Annotated in this window: 14 protein-coding genes and 1 pseudogene; 9 read left to right on the top strand and 6 right to left on the bottom strand. The window is 70.5% G+C overall.

Going from position 1 to position 17,742, the window contains the following annotated elements:
* Nucleotides 1-68: 68 nt before the first annotated feature.
* From OH768_RS39335 to OH768_RS39325, 3 genes are all read right to left on the bottom strand, one after another.
* The gene (locus OH768_RS39335) at nt 69-740 is read right to left on the bottom strand and encodes a response regulator (RefSeq protein ID WP_406461014.1); all 672 of its coding nucleotides are present in this window, start codon (nt 738-740) and stop codon (nt 69-71) included.
* 467 nt (nt 741-1,207) lie between these two features.
* A complete protein-coding gene (locus OH768_RS39330; RefSeq protein ID WP_406461012.1) occupies nt 1,208-3,919 on the bottom strand; it encodes a PAS domain S-box protein in 2,712 nt (903 codons plus the stop codon).
* A gap of 170 nt (nt 3,920-4,089) precedes the next feature.
* Complete coding sequence (locus tag OH768_RS39325; RefSeq protein WP_406461010.1) at nt 4,090-5,490, bottom strand: ABC transporter substrate-binding protein; 1,401 nt, start codon at nt 5,488-5,490, stop codon at nt 4,090-4,092.
* A 172-nt stretch (nt 5,491-5,662) separates the two neighbouring features.
* On the opposite strand from OH768_RS39325, the gene OH768_RS39320 reads away from it, so the two are divergent.
* Together OH768_RS39320 and OH768_RS39315 are read left to right on the top strand one after the other, a co-directional pair.
* Nucleotides 5,663-6,034: a response regulator gene (locus OH768_RS39320; protein ID WP_406461008.1), complete on the top strand. Its 372-nt coding sequence runs from the start codon at nt 5,663-5,665 to the stop codon at nt 6,032-6,034.
* A 213-nt stretch (nt 6,035-6,247) separates the two neighbouring features.
* Nucleotides 6,248-7,192, top strand: a complete 945-nt coding sequence (locus OH768_RS39315) for a hypothetical protein (RefSeq protein WP_406461006.1) — start codon at nt 6,248-6,250, stop codon at nt 7,190-7,192.
* 27 nt (nt 7,193-7,219) lie between these two features.
* On the opposite strand, the pseudogene OH768_RS39310 reads toward OH768_RS39315, so the two are convergent.
* Nucleotides 7,220-7,636, bottom strand: a pseudogene (locus OH768_RS39310) (Rieske (2Fe-2S) protein).
* A gap of 96 nt (nt 7,637-7,732) precedes the next feature.
* Between OH768_RS39310 and OH768_RS39305 the strand changes: the two are divergent.
* Nucleotides 7,733-8,800 carry a LacI family DNA-binding transcriptional regulator gene (locus OH768_RS39305; protein WP_406461005.1) on the top strand — a complete coding sequence of 356 codons (1,068 nt, stop codon included), beginning with the start codon at nt 7,733-7,735 and terminating at the stop codon, nt 8,798-8,800.
* Nucleotides 8,797-9,708 (top strand): carbohydrate kinase, encoded by a 912-nt coding sequence (locus tag OH768_RS39300; protein ID WP_406461003.1) that lies wholly within the window; start codon nt 8,797-8,799, stop codon nt 9,706-9,708. Before OH768_RS39305 ends, OH768_RS39300 begins: the two co-directional genes overlap by 4 nt.
* 71 nt (nt 9,709-9,779) lie before the next feature.
* Here the strand turns inward: OH768_RS39300 and uvrA are convergent, their stop codons facing one another.
* Nucleotides 9,780-12,758 (bottom strand): excinuclease ABC subunit UvrA, encoded by a 2,979-nt coding sequence (gene uvrA, locus OH768_RS39295; RefSeq protein WP_406461001.1) that lies wholly within the window; start codon nt 12,756-12,758, stop codon nt 9,780-9,782.
* A gap of 225 nt (nt 12,759-12,983) precedes the next feature.
* On the opposite strand from uvrA, the gene OH768_RS39290 reads away from it, so the two are divergent.
* From OH768_RS39290 to OH768_RS39270, 5 genes are all read left to right on the top strand, one after another.
* Nucleotides 12,984-13,670: a maleylpyruvate isomerase family mycothiol-dependent enzyme gene (locus OH768_RS39290; protein WP_406460999.1), complete on the top strand. Its 687-nt coding sequence runs from the start codon at nt 12,984-12,986 to the stop codon at nt 13,668-13,670.
* Between the two features lie 10 nt (nt 13,671-13,680).
* The gene (locus OH768_RS39285) at nt 13,681-14,337 is read left to right on the top strand and encodes an MBL fold metallo-hydrolase (protein WP_406460997.1); all 657 of its coding nucleotides are present in this window, start codon (nt 13,681-13,683) and stop codon (nt 14,335-14,337) included.
* 306 nt (nt 14,338-14,643) lie between these two features.
* Entirely contained in the window at nt 14,644-15,528 is an 885-nt protein-coding gene (locus OH768_RS39280; RefSeq protein ID WP_406460995.1) for an ABC transporter substrate-binding protein, read from the top strand.
* Complete coding sequence (locus OH768_RS39275; RefSeq protein ID WP_406460993.1) at nt 15,525-16,442, top strand: amino acid ABC transporter permease; 918 nt, start codon at nt 15,525-15,527, stop codon at nt 16,440-16,442. The genes OH768_RS39280 and OH768_RS39275 overlap by 4 nt, the downstream gene beginning before the upstream one ends.
* Nucleotides 16,439-17,200, top strand: a complete 762-nt coding sequence (locus OH768_RS39270) for an amino acid ABC transporter ATP-binding protein (RefSeq protein WP_406460991.1) — start codon at nt 16,439-16,441, stop codon at nt 17,198-17,200. The genes OH768_RS39275 and OH768_RS39270 overlap by 4 nt, the downstream gene beginning before the upstream one ends.
* Before the next feature lie 53 nt (nt 17,201-17,253).
* Here the strand turns inward: OH768_RS39270 and aroQ are convergent, their stop codons facing one another.
* On the bottom strand, nt 17,254-17,727 hold the full coding sequence (aroQ, locus tag OH768_RS39265; protein WP_406460989.1) for a type II 3-dehydroquinate dehydratase: 474 nt from the start codon (nt 17,725-17,727) through the stop codon (nt 17,254-17,256).
* Nucleotides 17,728-17,742 lie beyond the last annotated feature (15 nt).

Raw genomic sequence — 17,742 nt, 5'->3', positions numbered from 1 at the left:
GCGGAGTGACAGCGCGGCGGGGCTGTGGACAACGCCGGGCACGCCCGGCGGAACTCCGAACGGAACTCCTACCGCGACTCCAGGAAGGTGAGAACCGCCAGGACCCGGCGGTGGTCGTCGGCGGCCTCCGGAAGGCGGAGTTTGCCCAGGATGCTGCGGACGTGCTTCTCGACGGTGCCCTCGGTGACCCACAACCTGCGGCCGATCCCGGCGTTGGAGCGGCCCTCCGCCATCAGCGCCAGGACCTCGCGCTCGCGGGTGCTGAGGACGGACAGCGGGTCGTCGCGGCGCTGCGCCGAGAACAGCTCGTGCACCAGGGAGGGGTCGACGACCGAGCCACCCTTGTGGATCCGGTCGAGGGCTTCGATGAAGTCGTCGACGACCGTGATCCGGCTCTTGAGGAGATACCCGATCCTGTGCCCGCCGGCCAGCAGCTCCAGGGCCTCCTCGACCTCGACGTACGCCGAGAGGACGAGGATGCCGGTGCCGGGGTGGCGCTCCCGGATCGTACGGGCCGCCTTCAGGCCCTCGATGGAGTGGTCCGGGGGCATCCTGATGTCGACGATCGCGAGGTCGGGCCGCTCGGTGTCGACCAGTTCCAGGAGCCGTACGGCGTCGCCCGCCTGGCCCGCCACCTCGTAGCCCAGGCGTTCGCACAGGCTCGCCAGGCCCTCTCTGAGCAGGACGTCGTCGTCAGCGAGAACGACCCTTCCCCGCGCGGTCTGCTGCGATGCGTCCATCGTCGCGGCTCCCCTTGCCCGACCGGTGCCGTGCGCCACGCACAGCCTGCCGGACCCGGTCGGGTACGGCTAGCGGGTAAGGGAATTGGGGGCGACCGTGACGACAAGGTGCCGGGTCCGGACGATTCTCGTAGCAGTGCAGACGCAAGCGGACCGGTCGCCCCGGGTGAGGGGCAACGGGCCGCGGGTCGGAAGGGCTGCGGGAGATGCGGCGGACACGGGCGGAGAGACGACGGCGGTCGGTCCGTGTCCGCCGGTACGAGGACGACACCCGGTCCCCGAAGGACTTCCTGGACCCCCGGGACCCGGACATAGTGCGCGCCAAGCAGCTGCGCGCCGGCCCTTCGCGGCACCCCTGAAGCCGGACGGTCGCCTCTCCGTCCGAGAAGACCGCCCGAAGCGTACGCAACGTCACCGAGTCCACGGCTCCCCCCGGCCTGGACCCCCATCGCGTGCGCCTCGGGCGGTCACACCTCCGTCCGGGGCAGTGGCAGCCGTACGGTGAGTGTCGTGCCCACCCCTGGTGGGCTGTCGACGCGCAGCTTGCCGCCGATCGCCTCGACCCGGTCGACGAGTCCGATGAGCCCGGAGCCGGGCCCGAGGTCGGCGCCGCCCACTCCGTCGTCGGCGATCGTCACCTCCAGGACGTCGTCCCCGGCCCGCGCAGTCACCTGCACAAAGCTCGCGCGCGCGTGCTTGGCGGCGTTGGTGAAGGACTCGGAGGTCACGTAGTAGACGGCGACCTCCGTCTGTTCCGGGAGGCGGCCCGGGGGCAGCCGCAGGTCGAGTTCCACGGGGACGGCCGAGCGGCGGGCGAGCGCGCGCAGGGCGGGGCCGAGGCCGCCCTTGGAGAGGATCGCGGGGTGGATGCCACGCGCGACCTGCAGCAGGTCGGTGAAGGCGTCGTCCAGGCCCTTGGAGATGTGATCCAGTTGCTCGGCGAGTTCCACCGGCTGTTCGTCCAGCATCGACTGGGCAGTTCTGAGGTCGAGTTGGAGCGAGACGATCCGCTGCTGGACACCGTCGTGCAGATCGCGTTCGATACGGCGCCTGGAGGCATCCCCGGCGGCCACCACACGCGCGCGCGACGCCGTGAGCTGGTCGCGGCTGTCGGCGTTGGCGAGGGCGGTGGCGACGAGCTCGGTGAAGTCGGCGAGCCGGGACTCGGTGCCCGGGGGCAGTGGTTCGGGTCCGGCTGCGGTCGCGACGACGGCACCCCACAGCCGGTCGTCCACGACGATGGGGGCGCCCACCGAGCGGCCCACGCGCGCGGGGCGAGCGGTGCGGCCCACCTCCTCCGCGGCCGCCGCCGCGGCCGTGTCGCTCTCGGCGGAGGGCCCGTGGGCGGCACCGAGGACAGTGGCCGTCCCGTCGGCGCCGTAGCGCAGAACGGCGGCCGAGCCGCTGCTCAGGACCTTGCCGACCTGGTCGGCGACTTCGGAGAACACCTCGTGCGGCGGCACTCCGCGCGCGACGAGAGTGGCGACGCGGCGCAGGGCGGTCTGTTCGCGGGCGGTGCGGCGACTCTCGGTGACATCGCGCGCGGCGGCGTAGATCAGTCCCTCTCCGGTGACCGGGTGGGCGCTCCACTGGAGCCAGCGTTCGGTGCCGTCGTCCCGGAGGAGGCGGTTCTCGAACTCGCCCAGTTCGACACCGCTCGCCAGTCGGTCGAGGACGGCACGCGTGCGTGCCCGGTCCTCCGGGTGCACGAACTCCAGCCACGGTCTGCCGAGCAGCGCCTCGGCGGAGTGGCCGAGGGTCCGCTCGAAGGCGGGGTTCACCCGCTTGAAGTAGCCGTCGAGTCCCGCGATGCACAACAGGTCGAGGGAGAGGTGGAAGACGCTCGCCAGTTCCTGCTCGGCTTTGTCGCGTCGCCCGTGGGCGGCGGCGAAGGACGCCATGGTGCCGTTCATGCCGCCCAGCAGCTGCGCCCACGTCCCGTCGAAAGCGGCGACGTCCGCGCGGTGGCCGAGCCGGTTGTCGTCGATCGCCGCGTTCATGCTGCTGATCTCGGCGGCGAGCCGTCCGGTGGTCACGCGTAGTTCGCGGAACGTGTCGGCGACGGCGCCGAGTTCGTCCCGGCCTGCGTACCGGATGTCGTACGACAGATCGCCCTCGGACAGCGCCCGGGCGCCCGCGGAGACCTCGCTGAGCGGGCGGGTGATCGACAGCCGCAGGGCCAGTGCGAGGACGGTGACGGCGGCCAGGACGGCCAGCGAGACGCTGAAGTCGCGGGTCTCACGCGCGCGTGCGGTGTTCAGGTCGCGCGTGGCGTCACGGCCCAGTTCGGCGGCGGCCCGGTGCTGGATGACGCGCAGTGCCTCGATGCGTTGGGTCGAAGCGGTCAGCCAACCGGCGTACGACGGCCAGGCGTTCCTGCCTGCGCTCGGGTCGGCGAGAGTCTCGCGGGTCTGGCGGACGACGAGGCCGGGGTGCTGGAGGAGGAGGACGTACAGCCTGCTCCTGAGGCCGGCGGGCGCGGTCTGGCCGAAGTCGTCCAGGAGCGCCTTCTCCAGTGCGGACCAGCGGTCCGTGGCGATGGGGTGCGGGGCGTTGGGGGCGGCGAAGAGGACGGCCAGCTCGGTGCGTTCGCGTTCGGCGGCCTCGATGGCGTTCAGGAGCGCGATGTGGGCGTCGGCGGCCTGGCCCGAGGTGCGGGTCGGGCGGCCGGACTCCAGGGTGGCGGCCAGCTCCAGGAGGTCGCTCTCGATCGTGTCGTACTGGTCGGCCAGTTGGGGCGCGGTGAGGGAGCCGGTCCCGGTCTGCAGCCGCAGGGCGCGCAGTTGACGGCTACGGGCGTCGAGCCGGCCCGGCACGTCGAGCGGTCCGGTCCAGTCGGCGGTGCCGAGGAGGGCCGCGCGCAGGGCTCCGTCGGTGCCGTGCTGCGCCCCGGTGCGCTCCTTCAGGGTCGTGGGTCCGGGACGCAGCCGGGCCTTCACGGCGGCGATGCGTTCCCTGGCGAGCGCGTCGGTCAGCGCGATGGTCCGGAACGACAGCTCCGTCGCCGTACGGAAGTCCCGCAGGGTCTGCGCGTCGTGCCACTGCGAGACGGCGCCGAACGCGGTGAACGCCATCATGCCGGTCACCGGGAGCAGCACCAGGAGCATCAGCTTGCGCCCGACGCGCAGCCGGGCGAGGAAGGGGATGCGGAGGGCGGCGGTGGGCCGGGAGCGGCGCATGGCGGGCTCTCAGCAGCGGCCGGCGGGTGGGGAGTGCGGGTGGTGGTCGGTCACGTGCTCAGCCTGCCCCGAACCAGCCATGACCGTCAGGGTCTTGGAGAGGACGGGTACCGCGATGTCGGGTACACGCGCGTGTCGCTCGGGGCGGCACACGCGCGTGGCGCCCGTTCTCACGATGTGTTCGTCGGATACCCGTCGTGCGCCGCGAGGTCCTTGTCGATCTTCTCGGCGGCCTCGTCGAGGGTGGCCTTGACCGGAGCCCGATCGAAGATGATCTTCGCGAAGGCGCGGGAGAAGGCGTCGGTGATCGCCGGGTAGGCCGGCGTCTGCGGCCGGGGGCGGGCCACGCCGTCCCGGAGCTGCTCGATGAACAGGTGCTCGGCTCCGCCTGGGGCGTACTGCGGCGAGAGTCTGATCGCGCTCTCGGTGGCCGGGATCGCCCCGTTGGCCACGGTCATCCGGTGCACCTGGGCGGGCTGGAGCAGGAAGGACAGAAAGCGCCAGACGGCGTCCCCGTCGGCGTTGCCCGCCGGAACTCCCCACTGGAAGGAGCCCATGCCGGTGACGGTGCCCTGGCCGAAATCGGGCAGCGGGACGATCGTGACGTCCCCGGGGAAGGCCTTGTTGAATTCCGGATAGGTCCAGTGGCCGCACCAGGAGATCGCGCTGCGGCCGCTGACGAACGCCTTGTCGTCCTTGACCATGTCGATGAGCCCGGCCTTGGCCCAGTTCTGCATGGTGGTGAGCGCCTTGACCGAACCGGGGCCGTTCACATAGCCGTCGGCGGTGCGGTGGTTCCCGGGCTCCACGAGGTCGCCGCCCGCCGACCACACGGCGGGCGCGAAGCCGTAGGTGTTCCACTCCTGGCCCGGCTGCGAGTAGACGAGTCGCAGGTCGAGCGGCGCCTGGTAGCCCTGTGTGCGCAACTTGCGGAGGATGCCGGTCAGTTCGGTGGCCGTCCAGGCGTCTTTGGGACCGGTCGGGATGCGTATTCCGGCCTCCTTCATGACGGACTTGCGCACGTACAGGCCCATGCCCGAGTCGAAGGTGCCGATGCCCCACAACCTGCCCGCGTAGGTGCCCTGTTGACGGATCGTCGCCAGCAGGTCCGCGCGGACGCTCGCGGGCACACAGGAGTCGATCGGCCGGAGCTTGCCCGACCAGGCGTAGCTGTAGAGGTTGGGCCCGTCGAAGTCGAGGAGGTCGGGCAGGTCCCCGCTGGCCGCGGCGGACAGCACCAGATCCGTGTAGACGCGGTTCTCCGGGAGGGTGACCAGCTCGACCCGCACCTGCTTCTGCCGCTTGTTGAACTCCTTCACCTGGCTCTGCAGCGTGGTGGACTCGCCGCTCGGGCCCGCGTGGAACCACACGGTGATGTGCGCGGTGCCGTTGATCTTCCCGTCGCAGGTGGTGTCCTTCGGGGACGCGCTCACCCCCTTGGCGTCGCTCCCGCCGCCGTCGCACGCGGCCAGTAGCAGGGCCGCGCACAGCACCCAGGGGACCAGGGTGCCCCGTACCCGGCGGCTCCGGCGGACCGCGGGCCACGCGCGCGTGGCGCTCGTACCGCTCATGGCACACCCCCACTCGACCAGACGACTCGGCCTACCCAGGGTCGCGACATGCTACCGCCCGTCGTATCGCCATCGCCCTGTGTGCACGAGAACCTCCGTTCATGGCACAGGACTTCAGCACTTTCCGGCTAGCCGGAAGGCGCGACCGACCGCTCGTTGGCAAGCTGTGGACATGTCGCTGCGCTGTCTCCTCGTCGATGACAGCGCCCGGTTCCTGGAGGCGGCTCGTGCCCTGCTGGAACGCGGCGGAGTCGAGGTCGTCGGTATTGCCTCGACGGGCGCGGACGCCGTCTCCCGGGCCCGGGAGACGGCACCTGACGTCGTCCTGGTCGATCTCGACCTCGACGGCGAGAACGGCCTCGACGTCGCGCGCCGCCTGGTGGGCGACGTACCGGCGGTGATCCTCATCTCGACCCACTCCGGGGAGGACTTCCAGGAACTGATCGCCGCCAGCCCTGCGCACGGATTCCTGCACAAGTCGTCCCTGTCCGCGCGGGCGATCAGAGACGTCCTGAGCGACGGCGGGCCGACCGCACCGCCCTGAACCCACCCACCACGACTCGGCCAGGTCACACCGGACTGTTGGGCGGCAGGTGTTGTCGGGACTTGGTCAACACGCTTCAATGCGGGGGAACTCGGGGCGTGAACGACGGCGTACGGATGTGAAGACCCTTCTCCGGCGGCGACGGGGGCCCCGAAGCAACCCGCGTGAACGGCCTGACCAGCCGTTGTGAACATTCACAGAAAGGGCCCCTGCATGCCGCACGCCACACAGCAGGCGGATGTCGCCACCGCGGAACTCGACTCGGCCCTGCGCGGCGGCCCCTTCCATGTCGCACTGCGCGCCGCCATCGCCGCCCGCGGACTGCCGCTGCAGCGCGTCCAGCACCATCTGACGCGCTACGGGGTCAAGGTCGGTGTCACCAGCCTGAGTTACTGGCAGCAGGGCGCCCGCCGCCCGCAGCGCCCCGAGTCGCTGCGCGCCGTACGCGCGCTGGAGGAGATCCTCCAGCTCCCGGAGGAGTCACTGATCCGGCTGCTCGCCGAGGCCGAGGAACGCTCGGTCGCCGCCCGCCCCGCGGCCCGCTCCTACCGCTCCTTCGTCGAGGCCTCGGGCGTCCTGGAGCAGATGCTGGCCGAGCTGGAGTCCACGCCCGACAGCGGGCTGCACACCTTCGGGCACCACGAGCGGGTGCGCGTCGGCCCGCGCCGTGAGCTGGCGAGCCGCGAGTCGCACCACATCGTCCGCGCCCACCGGGACGGCATCGACCGCTTCATCGCCATCCACTACGGCGACCCGGGCTGCACCCCGGAGCACATGACGGTGCACGCCCTGGAGAACTGCCGCACGGGCCGCGTCCGCCGCCACCACGACACGGGCATGCTGGTCGCCGAGCTCCTCTTCGGCACCCGGTTGCGCTCCGGAGATACGTTCCTCTTCCGGTACGGCGTCGAGGACGGCACGGCCGGCGTCTCCCGCGAGTACGTCCGTGACTTCGGTTCCGCGGGCGGCCAGTACGCGCTTCAGGTGAGCTTCGACGAGAACACGCTGCCGACGCGCTGCCACCGCTTCACCCAGCACTCGGCGGCGGCCCCGCGCAGCGGCCGTCAGGAGCTGCGCCTGACCGGCCACCACTCGGTGCACCTCGTGGAGCCGCGGATGCGGTCGGGGATCGTGGGCATCGGCTGGGACTGGGAGTGAGCCGCCGCGGCCCGGACGCCCCGGGGGTCAGGCGCCCCGTCCCGCGACGATCCTGCCGTTCTCGGCCGTCACCTTCAGCTCCTGCAGCGGCTCGGTGGCCGGGGACTGGAGCACCTTGCCCGTGGTGGCGTCGAACTGGCTGCCGTGGCACGGGCAGATGAGAGTCGTGCCGTCCAGCTTGTTGATGGGGCACTGCGCGTGCGTGCAGATCGTGCTGTACGCCTTGAGGGTGCCGTCCGCGGCCCGGCTGACGACGACGTTGCTGTCCCGTTAGAGCTTGGCGCTTCCCTTGGCGACCTCGCTCTCCGCGCCGAGGTCCACCGGCGCGGTCGGCGTCGCGGAGGCCCCCGAGCCGCCGCCCGAGCAGGCGGCGAGCCCGAGCCCGGCGACGATGCCCACGGCGTTCCACCCGCTTTGCGATGGGTTCACCGGAGAGGCACTCACGGTACGTAAACGTTTGCGCAAGCGTTTACGTCGGGCACCGGATGAGATAGGTTCCCGGCCGGAAGACCTGCCGTGCTTCAGAGAGGGGGACTCACGGTGGCCACCATGGTGGACGTCGCACGCAGCGCCGGTGTGTCCGTCGCGACCGTCTCGCACGTCCTGAACGACACCCGCCCGGTGCTGCCCGGCACCCGGCAGGCCGTGCTGAGCGCGATCGAGGAGCTGGGCTACATCCCCAACACCCTGGCCCGCTCCCTGGTGACGTCCCGCACCCGCTCCATCGGCCTCGCGGTGTCGGCGATCAGCAACCCGTACTTCACGGAGATCCTCCAGGGTGTCGAGGCAAGCGCCCTGGAGCACGGCTACAGCCTGCTCATCGCCGACCCGCACGACGACCCGGAGCACGAGCTCAAGGTCGGCCGACTCCTGCACGAGCGCCGGGTGGACGGCATGATCGTCGCGCCGTCGGCGGACCCCGACGCCCTCGTCGCGTACCTCGGACGGCACTCCGTACCGACGGTGTTCCTTGACCGGGTGGTCGAGGCGCCCTCGGACGACCCGTCCCCCTCCGACCAGGCGGGTCCCTTCGACCAGGTGTGCGCCGAGAACATCGAGCCGACGGCGCAACTGGTCACCCATCTCGCCGGACTCGGCCACCGCCGTATCAGCCTCGTCGCGGGCCTGCCCGGGCTCAGCACGACCGGCGAGCGGATCGCCGGATACCGGCACGGCCTCGCCGCCGCCGGACTCCCTTACGACGAGCGGCTGTTGGCACACGGCGACTCCGAGTCGGCCGCCGCCGAGCGGGCCACCGCGGCCCTGCTGTCCCTCGCCGCGCCGCCTACAGCCCTGGTCACCGCCAACAACGCGATGACCATCGGCGCCCTGCGCGCCCTGCGCGAGCGCGGTCTGTCCGTCCCCGGCGACCTCGCGCTGTGCTGCTTCGACGACTTCGCCTGGGCCGACCTGTTCGAGCCCCGGCTCACCGCGATCGCCCAGCCCAGCAAGGAGATCGGCGCCGAGGCCGTACGGCTGCTGCTGGACCGGCTCGCCGCGCCGGACCGGCCCGCCCGTGTGCTGCGGCTCCCCTGCGCGTTCGTCCACCGCACGTCGTGCGGCTGCCCCGACCAGCCCGAGAAGCACACGAAGGGAAACGTCTCGTGATCGTCGTCGCCGGTGAGGCCCTGATCGATCTGGTACCGCAGGGCCCGGGCGCCCTCGCGGTCCTCAAGCCGGCGCTCGGCGGCGGTCCCTACAACACCGCCGTCGCACTCGGCCGTCTCGGCTCCGCCACCGCCTTCTGCTCGCGCGTCTCCCAGGACGCCTTCGGCGAGGCCCTGCTCGCCGGGCTGCGCCAGGCCGACGTGGACGTCCTGGACGTACAGCGCGGCCCGGAGCCGACCACGCTCGCGGCGGCCACGCTCGACGCGAACGGCTCGGCCACCTACTCCTTCTACGTCGACGGCACCGCCGACCGGCTCTTCGCGATGCCCTACGCGCTGCCGGCCGAGACCGAGGCGGTGTCCTTCGGTACCTGTTCGCTCGTCCTGGAGCCGGGTGCGAGCGCCTACGAGGAGCTGATGCGGACCGCTGCCGCACAGGGCGTGTTCACCGCGCTCGACCCGAACATCCGGGCCGGTCTGATCCCCGACGCCGATGCCTACCGGGCGCGCTTCAGGAGTTGGCTGCCGCACGTGTCGCTCCTGAAGCTCTCCGAGGAGGACGCGCAGTGGCTCGGGGGCAACCCTCGTGAGTGGCTGGACGCCGGGCCCTCGGCCGTCGTGATCACCCAGGGCGGCGACGGTCTCACCGCGTTCACCCGGGACGGCAAGGTGTATCCGGTGCCGGGCGAGAAGGTCGACGTCGTGGACACGATCGGGGCCGGCGACACCGTCAACGCGGCGCTGCTGCACGGACTGTCGGCCCGGGACGCACTGTCTCCGGAGGGGCTGGCCGGCCTCGGCAGCGACGGCTGGACCCGGTTGCTGCGGTACGCGGCGCGGGCGGCGGCGATCACCTGTTCACGGGCGGGGGCGGAACCGCCGTACGCCTCCGAACTGGGCGATCTGTAGCGGGCGTTGAGCGGATGCGGCGCCGCGCGGGGAGTCCCCCGCGCGGCGCCGCATCGGTGTCCTTGCTCCGGTCAGGCCTTGCGGGCTCGCGTCGTCTTCTTCGCGGGCGCGGCCTTCTTGGCAGGCGCCGCGGTCTTCTTCGCGACCACCGCGGTCTTCTTCGCGACCACCTTGCGCGGGGCCTTCACCGGGGCTCCGTCGCTGATCCGGTCGGCGTCGAGGATCTCGCGCAGGAACTTGCCGGTGTGGCTGGCCCCTACCGCGGCGACCTGCTCCGGGGTGCCCTCGGCGATGACGAGTCCACCGCCCGCACCGCCTTCGGGGCCCATGTCGACGACCCAGTCGGCCACCTTGATCACGTCGAGGTTGTGCTCGATGACGATGACCGTGTTGCCCTTGTCGACCAGGCCGCCGAGCACGGTGAGGAGCTTGCTGATGTCCTCGAAGTGCAGGCCGGTGGTGGGCTCGTCCAGGACGTAGACCGTACGGCCGGTGGACCGCCGCTGGAGCTCGCTGGCGAGCTTCACGCGCTGGGCCTCACCACCGGACAGGGTGGTCGCGGACTGGCCGAGCCGGACGTAGCCGAGGCCGACGTCCTTGAGGGTGTTGAGGTGGCGGGCGATACCGGGGACCGCCTCGAAGAACTCCGTGGCCTCCTCGATCGGCATGTTCAGGACGTCGGCGATGGACTTGCCCTTGTAGTGGACGTCCAGGGTCTCCCGGTTGTAGCGGGCGCCGTGGCACACCTCGCACGGGACGTAGACGTCCGGCAGGAAGTTCATCTCGATCTTGATCGTGCCGTCGCCCGCGCAGTTCTCGCAGCGACCGCCCTTGACGTTGAAGGAGAAGCGGCCGGGCAGATAGCCCCGCACCTTCGCCTCGGTCGTCTCCGCGAACAGCTTGCGGACGTGGTCGAAGACTCCGGTGTACGTCGCCGGGTTGGACCGGGGGGTGCGGCCGATGGGCGACTGGTCGACGTGCACGACCTTGTCGACGTGGTCGTCGCCGTCCACGCGCGTGTGCCGCCCCGGCACGTTCCTCGCGCCGTTCAACTCGCGGGCCAGGTGCGTGTACAGGATGTCGTTGACCAGGGTCGACTTGCCGGAGCCGGAGACGCCGGTGACCGCGGTGAACACGCCCAGGGGGAACGAGACGTCGATGTCCTGGAGGTTGTTCTCCCGGGCGCCGTGCACCGTGAGTCGCCGGGAGGGGTCGAGCGGGCGCCGGATCTCGGGGAGCGGGATGGCCTTCTTGCCGGACAGGTACTGACCGGTCATCGACTCGTCGTTGGCGAGCAGTTCCTTCAGCGAGCCGCTGTGCACGACCTTGCCGCCGTGCTCGCCCGCGCCGGGGCCGATGTCGACGATCCAGTCGGCGACCTTGATGGTGTCCTCGTCGTGCTCGACGACGATGAGTGTGTTGCCCATGTCGCGGAGCCGGACCAGGGTCTCGATCAGCCGGTGGTTGTCGCGCTGGTGCAGGCCGATGGACGGCTCGTCGAGGACGTACAGGACGCCGACGAGTCCGGAGCCGATCTGGGTGGCCAGGCGGATGCGCTGGGCCTCACCGCCGGAGAGGGTACCGGCCGCGCGGTTCAGCGAGAGGTAGTCGAGGCCGACGTCGACCAGGAAGCGCAGCCTCTCGTTGCACTCCTTCAGCACCCGCTCGGCGATCTTCTTGTCGCGGGCGTCGAGCTTCATGCCGCCCAGGAACTCCGCGCAGTCGCTGATGGACATGCCGGAGATCTCGGCGATCGACTTGTCCATGATCGTGACCGCGAGGACGACGGGCTTCAGGCGCGTGCCGTGACAGGTGGGGCAGGGCACCTCGCGCATATAGCCCTCGAAGCGCTCCCTGCTGGCGTCGCTCTCCGCCTCGCCGTGCCGGCGCTTGACGAAGGGGACGGCGCCTTCGAAGGGCGTCGTGTAGACCCGCTCACGGCCGTACCGATTGCGGTACCGGACCTCGATCTGCGTCTTGTGGCCGTACAGCAGGGCCTTCTTGGCGCGCTGCGGGAGCCCCGCGAAGGGGATGTCGGTCCGGAATCCCAGCGCGTCCGCGAGGGCGCCGATGAGGCGGCTGAAGTAGTCCTTGGTGTGGCCGTGCGACCACGGGTGGATGGCGCCCTCGTCGAGGGACTTGTCCTCGTCCGGGACGATCAGCTCGGCGTCGACCTCCATGCGCGTGCCGATGCCGGAGCACTCGGGGCAGGCGCCGAAGGGCGAGTTGAAGGAGAAGGAGCGGGGCTCCAACTCCTCGAAGGACAGGTCGTCGTACGGGCAGTACAGGTGCTCCGAATACATGCGCTCGCGCTCGGGGTCGTCCTCGGGGAGGTCGACGAAGTCGAGCACGACCATGCCGCCGGACAGCCCGAGGGCGGTCTCCACGGAGTCTGTGAGGCGGCGCTTGGCGGAGTCCTTCACCGTGAGGCGGTCGATGACCACCTCGATGGTGTGCTTCTCCTGCTTCTTCAGGACGGGCGGTTCGGAGAGCTGGATGGTCTCGCCGTCCACGCGCGCGCGGCTGTAGCCCTTGGTCTGGAGATCCGCGAACAGGTCGACGAACTCGCCCTTGCGCTCGCGCACCAGCGGCGAGAGAACCTGGAAGCGGCTTCCCTCGGGCAGCGCGAGGACCTTGTCTACGACGGCCTGCGGCGACTGGCGCGAGATGGGCCGGCCGCACTCGGGGCAGTGCGGCTTGCCGATGCGCGCGAAGAGCAGACGCAGGTAGTCGTAGACCTCGGTGATGGTGCCGACCGTCGAGCGCGGGTTGCGCGAGGTCGACTTCTGGTCGATGGAGACGGCCGGGGACAGACCCTCGATGAAGTCGACGTCCGGCTTGTCCATCTGGCCGAGGAACTGACGGGCGTACGAGGAGAGCGATTCCACGTAGCGCCGCTGGCCCTCGGCGAAGATCGTGTCGAAGGCCAGGGAGGACTTGCCCGACCCGGACAGGCCCGTGAAAACGATGAGCGAGTCGCGTGGAAGGTCGAGCGAGACATTCTTCAGATTGTGCTCGCGCGCGCCACGGACGATGAGACGGTCGGCCACGCCGGTCCGCACCTTTCTTGAGAGAAGTGACAGGGGCGGGGCCCCCGTCGTTCTCAGACTAGGGGGAGCCACTGACAACGCCGGTCGGAATCCCGGCCGAGGCATAACAACCTCCGGCCTTCCAGCATGCCCGACGCCACACCCGACGATATAGCACGCGCATTCGATTTACGGCACTGCTTCACCACCTTCACCCAAAGGTGCGGCGGGACTAGGGTCAGCAGCATGATTGATCACGCTGCTGACCTGGCCTCTGTACATGACGCGACCGAGCGGGTGCTCACCGCAGCCGCCGGACTGGACAACGCTTCCGTGGCCGAGCCGTCACGGCTGCCCGGCTGGAGCCGCGGCCACGTCCTCGCCCACCTCGCCCGGAACGCGGACGCTCTCGTGAACGTCCTGGAGGGGCGCCCCATGTACGCCGCGGCGAGCACCCGTGACGCCGACATCGAGCGCGACGCCCCGCGCCCCCTCGACGTCCAGCTCGCCGACGTGCGCGAGAGCGGGGTCCGTTTCCAGGAGGCGGGTGCCGCTCCGGCGGACTGGACGCGCACGGTGGAGCTGCGCAACGGGGTCCTCGACACCGCGTCGCGCGTGCCGTTCCGGCGGTGGGTCGAGGTCGAGCTGCATCACGTGGACATGGGGATCGGGTACGAACTGGAGGACCTGCCCGAGGAGTTCACCCAGCGGGAGATCGACTTCCTCGCCGAGCGGTTCACCGGGCACCCCGAAGTGCCGTCGACACACCTTTCGGACGGCACGCACGCGCGGAGCACGGGCCGGCCCGCCGAGAAGCCCGAAGTCACCGTCACCGGCAGCCCGGCGGATCTGCTCGGCTGGCTCTGCGGACGCCGGGACGGGTCCGGTCTGACGGTCGACGGCGGCGCCTTGCCGGCGCTTCCCCCGCTATAGGGTGACCGCCATGACGTACAGCGGAGAGGTGACGGTCGGCGGTCCGGCGGACGTGCATGAGCTCACGGACCTGATGATCACCAAGATCGCGGTCGGGCCCATGAACAACAACGCCTATCTGCTGCGCTGCCGGGCTACGGACGAGCAGTTGCTGATCGACGCGGCCAACGACGCGGAGAACCTGCTCGGCACGATCGGTGACGACGGCATCGCGTCCGTCGTCACCACCCACCAGCACGGCGACCACTGGCAGGCGCTCGCCGAGGTCGTGACGGCCACGCGCGCGCGTACGTACGCGGGCCGCGAGGACGCCGACGGCATCCCGGTGCCGACCGACGTCCTGGTCGACGACGGCGACACGATCCGGGTGGGGCAGGTCGAACTGACCGCGCGTCACCTCGTGGGCCACACCCCGGGCTCGATCGCGCTCGTCTACGACGACCCGCACGGGCATCCTCATGTGTTCACGGGGGACTGTCTGTTCCCGGGCGGCGTGGGCAACACCTGGAAGAACCCCGAGGCGTTCGCCAGCCTGATCCACGACGTCGAGACGAAGATCTTCGACGCACTCCCGGACGAGACGTGGGTCTACCCGGGGCACGGCAACGACACGACGCTGGGGGCGGAGCGCCCGCATCTGCCGGAGTGGCACGCGCGCGGGTGGTGAACCACTGGGCGTGAAGCGGTTCCCGCGCGCCCCGTGTGAATCCTTCGCACGCGCCGGTGCCGTACGCGCGCTCCCGGCACACATGGTTGCGCGGTCAACTGGAAGCAGCCCCGCTCAGGATGACGGCTCCTGTGCGGATGGGCCGCCGGTCCATCGATCCCCGCCCTCGACCGGCGGCCCCGGCAAGCGTGTCGCGGGCGGGATCGCACAGGGGTTGTTCACGAAAACGCAACACCCGTTCCCAATATGCGGACATTGAGGGCTGTGACCTCGACAAACGGGACGTTTGGCTGTCACTCTCCCGCCATGCACCTTGCCCCTCGCGCACCGCGTCGCGCGATAGCCGCCGTCACCATTGCCCTCTTCGCCACCGCTGTCGGCTGTGCTCCGCAACCGGACGACAAGGCCTCCGACAAGGCCTCCACGTCCGCCGGGACCACCTGCGCCAAGGGCAAGCTGGCCACCCAGACCTCCGGCAAGCTGACCATCGCGACGGACGAACCGGCGTACGAGCCCTGGTTCGAGAACGACAAGCCGGCCAACGGCAAGGGCTTCGAGTCGGCTGTGGCGTACGCCGTGGCGAAGCAGCTCGGCTACGACAAGAGTGCCGTCGCCTGGCAGAGCGTTCCCTTCAACAAGGCCTTCGCGCCCGGTGTGAAGACCTTCGACTTCGACATCAACCAGGTGTCGATCAGCACCGAGCGCAAGAAGGCCGTCGACTTCTCGTCCGGCTACTACGACGTCCGCCAGGCCGTCATCGCGCTCAAGAGCAGCAAGGCCGCCAAGGCGACGAGCATCGCCGGCCTGAAGGGCCTCAAGCTGGGCGCCCAGGTCGGCACCACGAGCCTGAACTACATCAGCGACGTGGTGAAGCCGACGCAGCAGGAGGCCGCGTTCTCCAAGAACGACCAGGCCGTCTCCGCGCTCAAGAACGGCCAGGTCGACGCGATCGTAGTCGACCTGCCGACCGCCTTCTACATCACCTCGGCCGAGGTGACCAACGCCAAGATCGTCGGCCAGTTCGAGAACCAGGGCGGCACGCCCGAGCAGTTCGGGCTCGTCCTCGACAAGGGCAGCGACCTCACCTCGTGCGTGACGTCGGCCGTGGACGCGCTCCGCAAGGACGGCACGCTGGCGGCGCTGGAGAAGCAGTGGCTGTCCGACGCCGTCGACGCCCCGGTCCTCAAGTGACCGTGGTGAAGGACGAGTCGGGCCGGGAGGGCGCGGACGACAAGGGCGACATGCCCGGCGGGGGCGACTCGTACCTCCCCTCCCAGCGGCGCCTGGAGCGCGAGCGTCACAAACGCGCGCGTGCCCGGCGCGCGACCGCGATCGCCGCGGTGTCGACCCTGGTCACGGCCGTCGTCCTGTACCTGGTCGTGGTCAGCGCGCCGGGCTGGGAGCGCACCAAGGAGACGTTCTTCGACGGCCACTACGCGCGCGAGGCGTTCCCCAAGGTCCTCGAAGGCCTGTGGCTGAACATCCGGCTGCTGCTGATCTGCGGTGTCCTGGTGCTCGTCCTGGGGATGCTGATCGCCGTCGCACGCACCCTGCGCGGGCCGGTGTTCTTCCCCCTGCGGGTGCTGGCGGCGGCGTACACGGACTTCTTCCGCGGGCTGCCACTCATCATCAACCTGATGATCGTGGTCTTCGGTGTGCCCGCGCTACGCCTCCAGGGCGTGACCGTCGATCCCGTGTGGCTGGGCGGTACCGCGCTGACGCTGACGTACTCGGCGTACGTCGCCGAGGTGTTCCGCGCCGGCATCGAGTCCATCCACCCCTCGCAGCGCGCCGCGGCCCGCGCCCTGGGCCTGACCAACCGGCAGGCGCTGCGGCACGTGGTGCTCCCCCAGGCCGTACGCCGACAGGTGCCGCCCCTGTTGAACGATCTGGTGTCCCTCCAGAAGGACACCGGGCTCGTGTCGATCGGCGGCGCGATCGACGCCGTACGGGCGTCCGACATCATCGCGCAGCGCGCCCTCAACTACACGCCGTACATCGTCGCGGGGCTCGTCTTCGTGGCGCTGACCATCCCGATGACCCGCTTCACGGACTGGGTGACGGCCAGGATGGACCGGCAGCGCGCCCAGGGAGGCACGACATGAGCACCGACGACACCTCTCCCGTGCTGCGCATGGAGTCCGTCCGCAAGACCTTCGGTACGTCCGTCGTCCTGCGGGACGTCGACCTGGAGGTCCCGCACCACACCGTGACCGCCCTGATCGGCGCGTCCGGCTCCGGCAAGTCCACGCTGCTGCGGTGCGCGAACCTCCTGGAGGACATCGACGACGGCGCGATCTGGCTGGACGGCGAGGAGATCACCGACCCGCGCGTCGACCAGGACGCGATACGGCGCCGTATCGGCGTGGTATTCCAGGCGTACAACCTGTTCCCGCACATGACGGTCCTGGAGAACATCACCCTCGCCCCACGGCGGGTGCACGGCGTGTCCCGCGCGGAGGCCGAGGCACACGCGCGTGAGCTACTGGAGCGGCTCGGGCTCGGGGACAAGGCGGGCGCCTACCCGGACCGGCTGAGCGGCGGTCAGCAACAGCGGGTCGCGATCGTGCGCGCCCTTGCCGTACGGCCCCGGCTGCTGCTCTTTGACGAGATCACCGCCGCGCTCGACCCCGAGCTGGTCGGTGAAGTGCTCGCCGTGGTCCGGGACTTGAAGGACGAGGGCATGACCATGGTGCTGGCCACGCACGAGATGGGCTTCGCCCGGGACGTCGCCGACCAGGTGTGCTTCCTTGACGGAGGCGTGGTCCTGGAGCGCGGCACCGCTCAGCAGATCTTCGGCGACCCGCAGCAGGAGCGCACACAGCGCTTCCTGCGACGGATCATGGAGGCGGGCCGGCTGTGACGGGACGTCTGTAACTGGTGGTCTGTAAGGGGCGTGCGCCTGGAGGCCGGTGCTTACGCGTCGGCCTTCCCCGCCCCCGCCAGCGCGGCGACGCGCTCCACACCGAACACATACCCCTGCACACCGCACCCCGCGATGACACCGTCGGCGCGCAGCGAGATGTAGGAGTGGTGCCGGAACGACTCGCGCTGGTGGATGTTGGAGATGTGGACCTCCAACACCGGCAGCCCGTCACAGGTGTTGAGGGCGTCCAGGATCGCGATGGACGTGTGGGAGTAGGCCCCCGGGTTGATCACGATGCCGCAGTGGTTGAGCCGCGCCTCGTGGATCCAGTCGACCAACTCGCCCTCGTGGTTGGACTGCCGGAAGTCCACCGTGCCGCCGTGCCCGGCCGCCGCCTTGAGGCACAGGGCCTCGACGTCGGCGAGCGTGTCGGAGCCGTAGATCTCCGGCTGGCGCTGGCCGAGGAGGTTCAGGTTGGGGCCGTTGAGGATCATGATCGGGGCGTTGGCCAGGGTGCGGGGCACGGTTCCTCCGGTCCG

Source organism: Streptomyces sp. NBC_01622, from assembly GCF_045209635.1.
In the GTDB taxonomy this organism is placed as follows: Bacteria; Actinomycetota; Actinomycetes; order Streptomycetales; family Streptomycetaceae; genus Streptomyces.
Note: the sequence above shows the minus strand (reverse complement) of the source record. Positions and strands in the feature narration are given on the sequence as shown.